This window comes from Cryobacterium sp. HLT2-28 (assembly GCF_004402495.1).
Taxonomy (GTDB): Bacteria; Actinomycetota; Actinomycetes; order Actinomycetales; family Microbacteriaceae; genus Cryobacterium; species Cryobacterium mannosilyticum.
Genome location: NZ_SOFH01000016.1, coordinates 104,299 through 117,409, shown reverse-complemented (window position 1 = coordinate 117,409; position 13,111 = coordinate 104,299). Strand labels below are relative to the sequence as shown.

Annotated in this window: 12 protein-coding genes; 1 reads left to right on the top strand and 11 read right to left on the bottom strand. The window is 69.3% G+C overall.

Translation table 11 applies throughout. The features are described from left to right. Positions 1–23 precede the first annotated feature (23 nt). Positions 24–635, top strand: coding sequence for a class I SAM-dependent methyltransferase (locus E3O48_RS06640; RefSeq protein ID WP_134510501.1), 612 nt, complete (start codon positions 24–26; stop codon positions 633–635). A 43-nt stretch (positions 636–678) separates the two neighbouring features. On the opposite strand, the gene dapF is transcribed toward E3O48_RS06640, so the two are convergent. The 11 genes from dapF to E3O48_RS06585 all read right to left on the bottom strand — a co-directional run bounded on the left by dapF (position 679) and on the right by E3O48_RS06585 (position 13,092). Beyond that, positions 679–1,560, bottom strand: a complete 882-nt coding sequence (gene dapF / locus E3O48_RS06635) for a diaminopimelate epimerase (RefSeq protein WP_134510500.1) — start codon at positions 1,558–1,560, stop codon at positions 679–681. Positions 1,561–1,569: 9 nt separating this feature from the next. Further along, entirely contained in the window at positions 1,570–2,535 is a 966-nt protein-coding gene (gene miaA, locus E3O48_RS06630; protein ID WP_241982431.1) for a tRNA (adenosine(37)-N6)-dimethylallyltransferase MiaA, read from the bottom strand. 4 nt (positions 2,536–2,539) lie between these two features. Then, entirely contained in the window at positions 2,540–4,150 is a 1,611-nt protein-coding gene (gene miaB / locus E3O48_RS06625) for a tRNA (N6-isopentenyl adenosine(37)-C2)-methylthiotransferase MiaB (RefSeq protein WP_134537824.1), read from the bottom strand. 132 nt (positions 4,151–4,282) lie between these two features. Further along, the gene (locus E3O48_RS06620; RefSeq protein WP_134537788.1) at positions 4,283–5,074 is read right to left on the bottom strand and encodes a regulatory protein RecX; all 792 of its coding nucleotides are present in this window, start codon (positions 5,072–5,074) and stop codon (positions 4,283–4,285) included. A 5-nt stretch (positions 5,075–5,079) separates the two neighbouring features. Beyond that, positions 5,080–6,219, bottom strand: coding sequence for a recombinase RecA (gene recA / locus E3O48_RS06615; RefSeq protein ID WP_134510498.1), 1,140 nt, complete (start codon positions 6,217–6,219; stop codon positions 5,080–5,082). A 318-nt stretch (positions 6,220–6,537) separates the two neighbouring features. Then, positions 6,538–6,759 (bottom strand): DUF3046 domain-containing protein, encoded by a 222-nt coding sequence (locus E3O48_RS06610; RefSeq protein ID WP_134537787.1) that lies wholly within the window; start codon positions 6,757–6,759, stop codon positions 6,538–6,540. 31 nt (positions 6,760–6,790) lie between these two features. Further along, positions 6,791–7,099: a helix-turn-helix domain-containing protein gene (locus E3O48_RS06605; RefSeq protein WP_134510496.1), complete on the bottom strand. Its 309-nt coding sequence runs from the start codon at positions 7,097–7,099 to the stop codon at positions 6,791–6,793. Between the two features lie 168 nt (positions 7,100–7,267). Continuing rightward, complete coding sequence (locus tag E3O48_RS06600) at positions 7,268–7,774, bottom strand: CinA family protein (RefSeq protein WP_134537786.1); 507 nt, start codon at positions 7,772–7,774, stop codon at positions 7,268–7,270. A 5-nt stretch (positions 7,775–7,779) separates the two neighbouring features. Further along, positions 7,780–8,379 carry a CDP-diacylglycerol--glycerol-3-phosphate 3-phosphatidyltransferase gene (pgsA, locus tag E3O48_RS06595; protein ID WP_134537785.1) on the bottom strand — a complete coding sequence of 200 codons (600 nt, stop codon included), beginning with the start codon at positions 8,377–8,379 and terminating at the stop codon, positions 7,780–7,782. Positions 8,380–8,382: 3 nt separating this feature from the next. After that, the gene (locus E3O48_RS06590) at positions 8,383–11,247 is read right to left on the bottom strand and encodes a DNA translocase FtsK (protein ID WP_134537784.1); all 2,865 of its coding nucleotides are present in this window, start codon (positions 11,245–11,247) and stop codon (positions 8,383–8,385) included. A 168-nt stretch (positions 11,248–11,415) separates the two neighbouring features. Continuing rightward, on the bottom strand, positions 11,416–13,092 hold the full coding sequence (locus E3O48_RS06585) for a ribonuclease J (protein ID WP_134510492.1): 1,677 nt from the start codon (positions 13,090–13,092) through the stop codon (positions 11,416–11,418). Between the last annotated feature and the right edge of the window lie 19 nt (positions 13,093–13,111).

Genomic DNA, 13,111 nt, shown 5'->3' with positions numbered 1-13,111 from the left:
CGAAGCACGATAGGTTCCCTACTATGGCCTCAGACCACTACTTCACCCCGGCACCCGACAGCGCCCTGAAACTCAGGCAGATCACTGTTTCGCTGGGCGGCCAGGACCGGCTGTTGACGACCGCCAATTCGGTCTTCAGCCCCGACCACATCGACACCGGCACCCAGGTCCTGCTCGGCAACGCTCCGACCCCGCCGCCGGGCGGCGACTTCCTCGACCTCGGCTGCGGCTGGGGACCGATCAGCCTGCACCTGGCCCTCGCCTCGCCCCGGGCCACCATCTGGGCGGTCGACGTGAACGAGCGCGCGCTCGACCTCGTGCGGCTCAACGCGGAGAAGCTGGGCCTGACCAACGTCACGGCCGTGCTGCCCGACCAGGTTCCGGCCCATCTGAGCTTTCGCACGATCTGGTCGAACCCGCCGATCCGGGTGGGCAAGAGCGAGCTGCACAACCTCCTGCACACCTGGCTGCCGCGCCTGGAGCCCGACTCGGATGCCTGGCTCGTCGTGCAGCGCAACCTCGGCTCCGACTCGCTGCAGCGCTGGCTCGACGGCGACCTGCCCGACGAGTTCACGACCAGCCGGCACGCCATCAGCAAGGGCTTCCGGGTGCTCCGCGTCAAGCGCCACGAGTGACTCCCGGGCACGACGCCTGACACGGAGCCGGTCCGGCGCGTTCTCAGGCCAGGCGGAAGACCCCGTCGAAGACCAGGTCGGCCGGGCCGGACAGTGACACGTGCTCGCCGTCCTCGGTCGGGAACATCCGCACGCCCAGCACGCCGCCCCGCACTTCGACCCGCCACTGGTTGGGTGCCCCGGCTCCGGCCCAGTGCCGGGTCGCGAGGGCCGCCGCGGCGGCGCCGGTACCGCAGGACAACGTTTCGCCGCTGCCGCGCTCGTGCACGCGCATCCGGATGCGGCCGACGCCGTCGACGACCAACGGATCGTTGGGCACCACGAATTCGATGTTCGCGCCGGCCGACGGCTCCGGGTCGAGCTGCGGCACGAAGGTGAGGTCGGCGTTCTCCAGTTCGGCGTCGTCGGCGAGGGCCACGACGACGTGCGGGTTGCCCACGTTGATGCCGAGGCCGGGGCGGGCGACCGGCAGGTTCTTGGCCCGCACGAGCGGTTCCCCGCCGTCGAGCTTCCACCGGCCGAGGTCGACCTGGTAGCCGGTTCCGCCGCGCTGCACGTCGCGCACTCCCCCGCGCGTTCCGATGCTCAGGGTCTCGCCGCCGGCGAGCGTGGCCAGGCCCTGCTCCACCAGGAACCGGGTGTACACGCGGATGCCGTTGCCGCACATTTCCGAGACGGTGCCGTCGGCGTTCCAATAGTCCATGAACCATTCGGCCTGGTCGTCCTCGGCCAGTGCGGCGCCGCCCGCGTCGAGGCTGCGCGAACGCACCGCACGGATGATGCCATCGCCGCCGATGCCGAACCGGCGGTCGCAGACAGCGCGGATCTGGTCGGGGGTGAGGTCGATGCGGCCGTCAGGGTCGGCGAACAACACGAAATCGTTGCCCGTGCCGTGGCCCTTGGTGAAGTTCAGATCCAGTCCCATGGGTCCAGTTTAGGAGAGCGGCGTCGCCGGCATCCCGCCGTCGATCCGATCGACGGCCTGCTGCACCCGGTCGGCGGCGGCGGAGTCGATCCAGTGGGTGTGCGGGGAGCGCTTGAACCAGCTGACCTGTCGCCGGGCGTAGCGGCGGGTGAACTGCTGGGTCTGCTCGATCGCCTCGGCAGGGGTGAGGGTGCCACGAAGCTGGCCGAGCGCCTGCGCGTAGCCGATGGCCCGGCTGGCCGTGACGCCGGTTTCGATTCCCGCCGGGATCAGCGCCTCGACCTCGTCGGGCAGCCCCGCGGCCCACATCGCGGTGACACGCGCGTCGAGGCGGGGCGTCAGCTCGTCCCGGGGCGTGCGCAGCCCGACGGTCACGGTCGGCCGCCAGTAGACCGGGTCACCGGGCAGCGCCGCGGAGTGCGGGGCTCCGGTGATTTCGACGACCTCGAGCGCGCGCACGAGCCGGCGGCCGTTGCTCGCGCCGATCCGGGCCGCAGCGGCCGGGTCGACGGCTTTGAGCCGGGCGTAGAGCGCGCCGGGGCCCTGCTCGACCAGTTCGGCCTCCAGCCGCGCCCGGAGCACGGGGTCGGTGCCGGGGAACTGGAAGTCGAACACGACAGACGACACGTACAGCCCGGAGCCGCCGACGAGGATGGGCACGGCTCCCCGCCCGATGATCTCGGTGATGGCCGCCCTGGCCTCGACCTGGTACCGCGCGACAGTGGCCTCATCGGTCACCGCCAGCACGTCGAGGAGATGGTGCGGGATGCCGCGGCGTTCCGCCACGGAGAGCTTGGCGGTGCCGATGTCCATTCCGCGGTACAACTGCATGGCATCCGCGTTGACGATCTCCGCGGCCCGGCCGCGCGCGGCCAGGCGTTCCGCGAGGTCGAGGGAGAGCTCGGACTTGCCGGTGCCGGTCGGCCCGACCACGACCACCAGTCCGGGGCCGGCGTCCGTGTCGACGTCGTGCACCCGGTTAGCGCTCCCCGTCGGTGACGTCGTAGATCGGGGTCGTGGAAACCGTGCTGCGCTCCGCGGCGGGCAGCACGGTGGAGGGCAGGCCCAGGGTCGGCATTCCGAGGGACACGGCGCCGCCCGTCGCGGCTGCACCGCCGTGGCTGGGCACCCCGCACGCCTCGGCCTCGGCCAGGTCCCAGGCATCGCCGGCACGGGTGCGCCGGATCCGCAGCGGGGAGCCGTCGAGCGAGTCGGCGATCAGGTGGAACGGCGCGGCCTGGGTCACGGTCACGGTGACGATGTCGCCGGGCCGGGGCAGTTCGGACCCTGCCGGGACGTCGAAGTGCACCAGCCGGCTATCGGGGGCGCGCCCGCTCAGCCGGTGGGTGTCGGCATCCTTGCGGCCCTCGCCGTTGGCGACCAGGAGGTCGACCTCTCGGCCGATCACGGCCTGGTTCTCCTCCCAGGAGATGCGTTCCTGGAGCGCGGCGAGGCGTTCGTAGCGGTCCTGCACGACCTCTTTGGGCACCTGGTCGGCCATGGTGGCGGCCGGGGTGCCTGGCCGGATCGAGTACTGGAAGGTGAACGCGGTCGCGAACCGGGCCAGTTCGACCACGCGGAGGGTCTCCTGGAAGTCCTCCTCGGTCTCGCCGGGGAAACCGACGATGATGTCGGTGCTGATCGCCGCGTGCGGCATCTGGGCCCGCACCCGGTCGAGGATGCCGAGGAAACGGGCGGAGCGGTAGGAGCGCCGCATCGACTTGAGGATGCGGTCGGAGCCGGATTGCAGGGGCATGTGCAGCTGCGGCATGACCGCCGGGGTCTCCGCCATCGCGTCGATCACGTCGTCGGTGAACGCGGCGGGGTGCGGGCTGGTGAACCGGATGCGTTCCAGCCCCTCGATCCGTCCCGCGGCGCGCAGCAACTTGCCGAACGCGAGACGGTCTCCGAATTCGACGCCGTAGGAGTTGACGTTCTGGCCGAGCAGGGTGACCTCGATCGCCCCGTCGTCGACGAGGGACTGGATCTCGGCGAGGATCTCGCCGGGACGGCGGTCCTTCTCCTTGCCGCGGAGCGCCGGCACGATGCAGAACGTGCAGGTGTTGTTGCAACCGACCGAAATGGACACCCAGCCGCTGTAGCTGGAGTCGCGTTTGGTCGGCAGGGTGGACGGGAAGGTTTCCAGCGCCTCGAGGATCTCGAGCTGGGCCTCGCCGTTGTGGCGGGACCGTTCCAGCAGGCTGGGCAGCGACCCCATGTTGTGGGTGCCGAACACGACGTCGACCCAGGGGGCCTTGGCCAGGATCGTGTCCTTGTCCTTCTGGGCGAGGCAGCCGCCCACGGCGATCTGCATGCCTTCGTGGCGCCGCTTCACCGACGCCAGCTGGCCCAGGTTGCCGTAGAGCTTGTTGTCTGCGTTCTCCCGCACGGCGCAGGTGTTGAGCACGACGATGTCGGCCTCCTCGCCGGCGGCGGGGACGTAACCGGCCGCCTCGAGCGAACCGCTCAGGCGTTCGGAATCGTGCACGTTCATCTGGCAGCCGAAGGTGCGCACCTCGTAGGTGCGCACCCGGCCGTCCGCGGCGCGGGCCGCGCTCGACGGCGCGATCAGGGTGCGGGTGCGGGTCATCGGGTCGTCCTCGGTGCTTGCTGCCGGTGGGCTCAGCGTCACGGCGCCGGAGAATGGGGATGCGGGGGTACTGCGGGTCATAGTGGCCTCAGTTTACGCGTCGAACCCTGAGCGCGGGAAAGGACCGCCGGATCAGCGGAACCGCACCCGTGATGCTCCCCCGGAACCGGACCGGGACGCCAGGGCGGCCTTGACGGCCAGGCGCACTGCGGACGAGGCGTAACCCTTGCGCATGAGGAACCCGGTCAGCCTCCGGTCGACGGTCTGGTCGTCGAGGCGGCCCAGTTGCTGCACCCGCTTGCAGGCCAGTTCGATGGCGCGTTCCGCCTCGTCGTCGGGGAGCTCTTCGAGCTTTTCGAGGATCAGGTCGTGGTCGAGGCCGCGGCGGCGCATCTCGGCCTGCACCCCGGACCGGCCCAGGCCCTTGCGTTCGTGGTGGCTGTGCAGGATCTGGTCGGCCAGCTTGCCCTCGTCGATGTAGCCGAGTTCGGCGAACCGGTCGATGACCTCGTCGATCTCGTGTTCGGCGATCTCGGTGCCGGCCAGAACAGTGCGTGCCTCGGTGGCCGACAGTGAGCGTGCGCGCAGCCGCTGCAGCAGCACCTGCTCCGCGTATTCCCGTTCGGCCGCCGCGTCGGCCTCGGCGGTGGCCGAGGAAGCCGCACCCGGGGCATCCTCGTCTGCCTCGTGCGCCTCGGGCGGCGCCGCGGTCGGGGCTGAACCATTCGGGGTTGAACCATTCGGGGCTGAACCGGCCGGGGCCCCACCGCGCAGGTAGGTGACCGGGGCCAGTGCCGGTGTTCCCGCGGCGAAGTCCTCCGCGGCCGGTTCGGCCGACAGGGCCTTCGCCGCGGCCCGAGCCTTGCTTTTCGCGCGGGCCGCGCTGATCGGAGTGACCTCGTCGGCCGGTTCGAAGTGAACCATCGCGGCTACGCGCCCTTGCGCGCTGCGAGCTTCGCCGGGACGGACTTGGCGTCCAGGCCGGCCTCCTTGGCCGCGGCTGCGGCGGCAGCCGTGACTGCGGCTGCAGCGGCGTCGGCTGCGAGTTGGGCCTTCTTGGCTGCGGCACCTTCGGGGCCGACGCCAAGCTTGAAGAGGATCTTCTTCTCGATCTCGTTGGCCATGTCGGGGTTCTTGAGCAGGAAGTTCCGGGAGTTCTCCTTGCCCTGGCCGAGCTGGTCGCCGTCGTAGGTGTACCAGGCTCCGGACTTCTTGACGATGCCCTGGTCGACGCCGAAGTCGATCAGGCTGCCCTCCCGGGAGATGCCGATGCCGTAGATGATGTCGAATTCGGCCTGCTTGAACGGCGGCGCCATCTTGTTCTTGACGACCTTGACCCTGGTGCGGTTACCGACGGCTTCGGTGCCGTCCTTGAGGGTTTCGATCCGGCGGATGTCCAGTCGGACCGAGGCGTAGAACTTGAGCGCCTTTCCCCCGGCGGTGGTCTCGGGGCTGCCGAAGAACACGCCGATCTTCTCGCGCAGCTGGTTGATGAAGATCATGGTGGTGTTGGTCTGGCTGAGGCCACCGGTGAGCTTGCGCAGCGCCTGGGACATCAGGCGGGCCTGGAGTCCGACGTGCGAGTCACCCATCTCTCCCTCGATCTCGGCGCGGGGCACGAGCGCGGCGACGGAGTCGATGACGATCAGGTCGATCGAGCCGCTTCGCACGAGCATGTCGGCGATCTCGAGCGCCTGTTCACCCGTGTCGGGCTGGGAGACCAGGAGGGCGTCGATGTCGACGCCGAGCTTCCTCGCGTATTCAGGATCGAGGGCGTGTTCCGCGTCGATGAAAGCGGCGATTCCGCCGCCCTTCTGCGCGTTGGCGATCGCGTGCAGGGTCAGCGTGGTCTTGCCGGAGGACTCCGGGCCGTAGATCTCGACGATGCGGCCGCGCGGGAGCCCACCGATCCCGAGCGCGACGTCCAGGGCGATGGATCCGGTGGAGATGGTCTCGACGGGGGCGCGCTCGTCGCTGCCCAGACGCATGACCGAGCCCTTGCCGAACTGGCGGTCAATCTGGGCGAGCGCGGTGTCGAGTGCCTTCTCGCGGTCTGCTGCTGATGCCATGGTGGACTCCTTCGGTCGTGCGTTTCGGCGCCTATAGGCTGTCGACCGCGGCGACCGGGAAGACCCCGGGTGCCGCTCTCGACAAGGCATTCGCTGTCTGTCTCTGACGAAAACCGACTGTACGCCGCACCTCCGACATCGGCCGGAAACCGCGGTGCACGTGCACAATCCGTCGTCGACGTCTGCTGTTGAGGAGCCTAGCAAGATGCGAACACGTATTCGAGCTTTTGGCTCTCGAATCGGGCGTGTCGTCGAAACTCACCGGCGCCGCGCCGGACGAAGCGGGTGTCGACGGAGCGGGTGTCGACGGAGCGGGTGCTATTTCCGCGCGGCGGGAAGCCCCGCGCCGTACCAGCGGCTCTTCGGGACGTCCGTTTCGGCGCAGAGCGCAAGCCACACATCGCGTGCCGACGCACCGCCGGCCAGTGCCTGGTCGGCGGTGCGCCCGAAGGCGGTGAGGATGAGGTCCCGGGTGAGCACGCGACCGTAACCTTCGCCGAACTCGTCGTTCAGGGCCTGCCGGAACTCACTCAGGCGCATGCGGGGAGCACAGGAATCGCTGCCGCAAGCGTCAGCGAACCATCAGACCGGTGTCGAAGTTGGCGACCAGTTCGTCCGGAACGGTGTCGGGGAAACGGTCGATTCCCTCGATGACCGCGAGACGGTCGCCGACCTCGCGCATGATGACCGAGATCGGGGTCTCCAACGCGTCTGCGACGGAGGCCAGAATTTCGGAGGACGCTTCCTTCTGACCGCGTTCGACCTCGCTCAGGTAGCCGAGGGCCACGCTGGCCTTGCTCGCAACCTGACGCAGAGTGCGCCCTTTCTGCAGGCGGAAGTCCCTGAGCACATCGCCGATTTCCTGTCTTACAAGAATCATCGGAACCTCCTTCTCGTACCTTTTCAGTACCACTTGTGAACTACGGTCATCTGGTGTCTGGTGTGGCGGATGGCCTACAGTACTACATTCATCCGACACCCCGAGACTACCGACGACTACTGGGCTTTTCTTGTGAATCTGCTCGGTGTAACCGCCGTGTCGCATGAACTATTCCGGGCGGGAACCGGCTATCAGGGTGTGCACAGCTTCGACCGCCCTGGCCACGGTCTGCGCCCGGATCGCCGCCCGGTCACCGGCCAGGCGGAGCGGAATCGCCCACCCCTCGCCGCCGCGGGACAGCCCGAGGAAGACCGTGCCGACAGGGTGCCCGCCCTGCGGGTCTGGGCCGGCGACGCCGGTGGTCGCGATGCCCAGGTCGGCGTCGCGGCCGGCCGTCGAGAGCCTGGTGCGCACACCGCGGGCCATCTGGATGGCGACCTCCGGATGCACCGGCCCGTGTTCGGCCAGGAGCGCCGGGTCCACGCCGAGCAGGGTGTGCTTGAGCTCGGTCTGGTAGGCCACGACTCCCCCGTTGACGCAGAGGGACGCCCCGGGGATCCGGATGAGTTCGGCCGTGAGCAGGCCACCGGTGAGCGACTCGGCGACGGCGATGGTCAGGCCGGCCGCGGTCAGCGCACCGATCAGATCGGCCGTCAGGTCGGGCACAGCGGTCATCGGCGTCAGGGCGCGGCCGGGGCGCCGCGGTTGTCGCGGCGGGCGGCGAGGAGGTAGTCGACCCCGGTGATCACGGTCGCGACCAGCGCCGCGGCCATGACCGCCCCATTCACCCAGTGCACCCAGTCACCCAGCAGCAGCCAGAGCGGCACGAGGGCCAGCGAGATCGCCACGGACTGCAGCACGGTCTTGAGCTTGCCGCCCCGTGAGGCGGGGATGACCCGGTCCTTCAGCATCACGAACCGGAAGACGGTGATGCCGATTTCGCGCACGAGGATGACGATGGTCACCCACCACCACAATTCGCCGAGGATGGACAGGGACACGAGCGCCCCACCGGTGAGCACCTTGTCCGCGATCGGGTCGAGGAGCTTGCCGAGGTCGGTGACCTGGTTGTTGCGGCGGGCGATCGCGCCGTCGATCCCGTCGGTCGCGATGGCGAGGATGAAGAGCACTGCGGCGGCCCAGCGGAGGGCGCCGTCCTGGCCGGCGTCGGCCAGGAGCAGCCAGATGAACACGGGTGCCAGCAGGATGCGCACCACCGTGATCAGGTTGGGCAGATTCCAGTTGCCGGGGCGCGCGACGGGCGTGAGTGGTGTGGCCATCGGTCATTCCCTGTCGGTCAGTTGCCAGGCATCCTCATCGGGGGCAGCCTCTTCTTCAGGGTACCCCTCGGACATCTTCGCGACCGGGTCGCCGGCGTACCGGGAGTCAGGGGCACTGTCGGCCTGGTGTGCCGCGGCGGCCTGCGCGTTCGCGCTGGCCGCGTGGTGCTGCTCGTCCGACCCGCGGAGCAGTGCGAGCACGCTCGGCAGCTGTTCGACCGTGACGAGCACGTCCCGGGCCTTCGAGCCCTCGGACGGGCCGACGATCTCCCGGGACTCGAGCAGGTCCATCAGCCGGCCGGCCTTGGCGAAGCCGACCCGCAGCTTCCGCTGCAGCATCGACGTGGAGCCGAACTGGGTGGAGACGACGAGTTCGGCAGCGGCGAGCAACACCTCGAGGTCGTCGCCGATGTCGGAGTCGATCTCCTTGCGCGGGGCGACCATCGAGACATCCGGCCGGTAGTCGGGGCGGGCCTGCTGGGTGACGTGCTTGACGACCCGTTCGATCTCGGCCTCGTTGACCCAGGCGCCCTGCACCCTGATGGCCTTGGACGCCCCCATCGGCAGGAACAGGGCGTCACCCTGGCCGATCAGCTTGTCGGCGCCCGGCTGGTCGAGGATGACCCGGGAGTCGGTGACGCTGGTCACGGCGAAGGCGAGCCGGGACGGCACGTTCGCCTTGATCAGGCCGGTGACGACGTCGACGCTGGGCCGCTGGGTGGCCAGGACGAGGTGGATGCCGGAGGCGCGAGCGAGCTGGGTGATGCGCACGATCGAGTCCTCGACGTCGCGCGGGGCGACCATCATCAGGTCGGCGAGCTCGTCGACGACGACGAGGAGGTAGGGGTAGGGCTTGAGGGTGCGGGCGCTGCCGGCGGGCAGCACGATCTCGTTGTTCACGACGGCCTTGTTGAAGTCGTCGATGTGGCGGAAGCCGAAGCTGGCCAGGTCGTCGTAGCGCATGTCCATCTCTTTGACGACCCACTGCAGGGCCTCGGCGGCCTTCTTCGGGCTGGTGATGATCGGCGTGATCAGGTGCGGCACCCCGGCGTAGGCGGCGAGTTCGACCCGCTTCGGGTCGATCAGCACCATCCGCACGTCGCTGGGCTTGGCGCGCATCAGCAGGCTGGTGATCATCGAGTTCACGAAGCTCGACTTGCCGGAGCCGGTGGAACCGGCCACGAGCAGGTGGGGCATCTTGGCAAGGTTGGCGATGACGAATCCGCCGCCGACGTCTTTGCCGACGCCGATGGTCATCGGGTGGGTGCTGTTGGTCGCGGTGCCGGAGCGGAGCACGTCACCGAGGGTGACGATCTCGCGGTCGGTGTTGGGGATCTCGATGCCGATGGCGCTCTTGCCCGGGATGGGCGAGAGGATGCGTACCTCGTTCGAGGCGACCGCGTAGGAGAGGTTCTTGCTCAGCGCGGTGACCCGTTCCACCTTGACGCCCGGGCCGAGCTCGATCTCGTACTGGGTGACGGTGGGGCCGCGGGAGAACCCGGTGACCTTCGCGTCGACCTGGAACTGGCGGAGCACCTCGGTGATCGACTTCACGATCTCGTCGTTCGCGGCAGAGCGGGCCTTCGCCGGCGGGCCCTTGGTCAGCGTCGTGTTCGACGGCAGCTGGTAGGGGGCTGCCGGCTCCGGGGCGGCGGCTTCGGGGCGCGGGGCAAGAGCGGCCGCGTCGAGCTCGTCGAAACCGGGGAGTACCTCGGTGAGCCCGGTCGGGTCGTCGGCGTACAGGCCCGTGGCCGAGCCGCGCTGCACGTCGATCTCGCCGGTGAAGCGCTTGATGGCGTCCTCGGCGCGGATGAGGTCTTCGAGCACCTCGGTGCCGTAGTGGTCAGAGTCGCCGTGGTCCTTGTCGCCGCCCGCAGCCGGCTGGGCACCCTCCAGGGCGGTGGCGAAACTGCCGCGGCCGTCGCCGCCGAGCAGGGTGCTCAGCGGGTCGGATGCCGGCGGCTCCGCCTCGCCGGCGGGGTGCGCATCCGTGCTGACCGGGCTGCTGAAATCGGGGTCTTCCTCGCGCTTGCTCGTGTTGCGCCGCCACCAGGGCAGGGTGCTGGTGTCCTCGTCGACGCCGTCGAATTCGACCTGCACGGTCTTCTCCAGCTTCGCCTCACGGGCGGCCGCGCGTTCCTCTGGGTCGGGGAGCTGGGCGCCGAACAGCCAGGCGTAGAGCTCACGGCTGCGCGCGCCGATCCGGTTCGGCGGGGTCTTCGTGATGATGAAGAGGCTGAGGGCCAGCAGCAGGATCACGACGATGGTGGCGCCGATGGCGGTGGTCAGGTAGATCAGCGGCGCGGCGATCATCCAGCCGATCACACCGCCGGACAGGGCGAGCACCTCCATGCCGTCGCTGGGCGCCGGCTGGCCGCCGAAGATGTGGCAGAGGCCCGAGACCGACACGAGCAGCAGCGACAGGCCGATGCCGATCCGGCCGTTGTCGTGCACCGAGCTGGGGTTGCGGAAAAGCCAGACCGCGAACAACAGCATGATCACGGGCAGCGCGAATGCGACCCGGCCGAACAGGCCGCCGAAGGTCCAGGCGTCGAGGGTCTGCGCGACGGGACTGTTGATCAGGAACCATTCGATCACCGCGCCCGCGATGGCCAGGAGTACGAGGAAGAAGGGCAGGCCGTCTCGGCGTTCCTCCTTGGAGAGCTGTTCGGGGCCGAGGGCGCGCGCGGCGCCGCCGGTGACGTGGGCGAGCGCCATCCAGATCCGGGCGAACAGTCCGGGGCCGGGGTCGCCAGCCGTGAACTTGACGGTCTTCTGGGTCTGGGTCTTCTGGGCGGGCTTTCGCGCGGCCGTGCCGCGCGCAGGCGAGGTGCGGGCGCGCCCGGTCGACTTAGTGCTCGTAGCCATGGAATCTACGGTACCGTCGCCCTCGGACATCCGGGTCACCCCACGCCCACGCGATTGCGCCCGGTTGTCGTCCCGCACGTTCGGGATGGAGTTTTTCGCGACACGCCGTGCCCGGCGCCCGGGAAACCCGCGTGGCGCGAATTTCTCCGGTCTGAGCGCCAGGGCGGGCTACGCCTCGATCACCAGCGGGACGATCATCGGGCGGCGGCGGAATGCCACGTTCACCCAGCGGCCGACCGTGCGGCGCACGATCTGCTGCAGGGCGTGCGTGTCGCGCACCCCGTTCTGCGCGGCCTCGGCCAGGGCAGCCTCGATCTTGGGCCGCACGGCGTCGAAGACGGAGGCGTCCTCGGCGAATCCCTTGGCGTGGATCTCCGGGCCGACGATAACCTTGCCGGTGGAGGCGTCGACCACGATGATGATCGAGATGAACCCCTCCTCGGCGAGGGTGCGGCGGTCCTTGAGGTCGGCGTCGGTGATCTCGCCGACGCTCGACCCGTCGACGTAGACGTAGCCCAGGTCGAGCTGGCCGACCTTCCGCACGACGCCGGCGCGCAGGTCGAGCACGGTGCCGTCCTCGGCGAGGATCACGTTCGCGTCGGGCACCCCGGTCTCTACGGCGAGCTTGGCGTTGGCGACGAGGTGGCGGTACTCCCCGTGCACGGGCAGCACGTTCTTCGGCTTGAGGATGTTGTAGCAGTAGGTCAGTTCGCCGGCGGCGGCGTGCCCGGAGACGTGCACCTTCGCGTTGCCCTTGTGCACGACGGTGGCACCGAGCTTGGTCAGCCCGTCGATGATCCGGTAGACCGCGTTCTCGTTGCCGGGGATCAGGCTGGAGGCGAGGATGACCGTGTCGCCGAGGCCCACCTCGACCTGGTGGTCCATGTTCACCATCCGGCTGAGCACGGCCATCGGCTCGCCCTGCGACCCGGTGGACATATAGACGATCTTGTCGTCGGGGATGCTGCCGGCCTTCTTGAAATCGACCAGCACCCCCTCCGGCACCCGCAGGTAGCCGAGCTCGGCGGCGATGGTCATGTTGCGCACCATCGACCGGCCGAGCAGGGCCACCCTGCGGTCGTTCGCGTAGGCGGCGTCGAGCACCTGCTGCACCCGGTGCACGTGGCTGGAGAAGCTGGCGACGATCACCCGGCGCGGGGCACGGGCGATGACGTCCTCGAGCACCGGGCCGATCAGGCGCTCGGAGGGGGTGAAGCCCGGGACATCCGCGTTCGTGGAGTCGACCAGGAAGAGGTCGACGCCCTCGGTGCCGAGCCGGGCGAATTCGCGCAGGTCGGTCAGCCGGTGGTCGAGCGGCAGCTGGTCCATCTTGAAGTCGCCCGTGTGCAGCACGGTGCCGGCGACGGTCTTGATCGCCACGGCCAGGGCGTCGGGGATCGAGTGGTTGACGGCGACGAACTCGAGGTTGAACGGGCCGAGGCGTTCCTTCTGGCCCTCCTTCACCTGCAGGGTGTACGGGGTGATCCGGTGTTCCTTGAGCTTCGCCTCGATGAAGGCGAGGGTCAGCCCCGACCCGATCAACGGGATGTCCTGCCGCAGCTTGAGCAGATACGGCACGGCCCCGATGTGGTCCTCGTGCCCGTGGGTGAGCACGACCCCGAGGATGTCGTCGAGGCGGTCCCTAATCGGGCTGAAGTCGGGCAGGATGAGGTCGACGCCCGGCTGATGCTCCTCGGGGAACAGCACCCCGCAGTCGACGATGAGGATCTTGCCGTCGATCTCGAACGAGGTCATGTTGCGGCCGATCTCGCCCAGACCCCCGATCGGGATGACCCGCAGCGTGCCCGGTTCGAGAGGGGCCGGGTCGTAGACGTCGATGGGCATGGGCCCTCCTAGGGGGTCG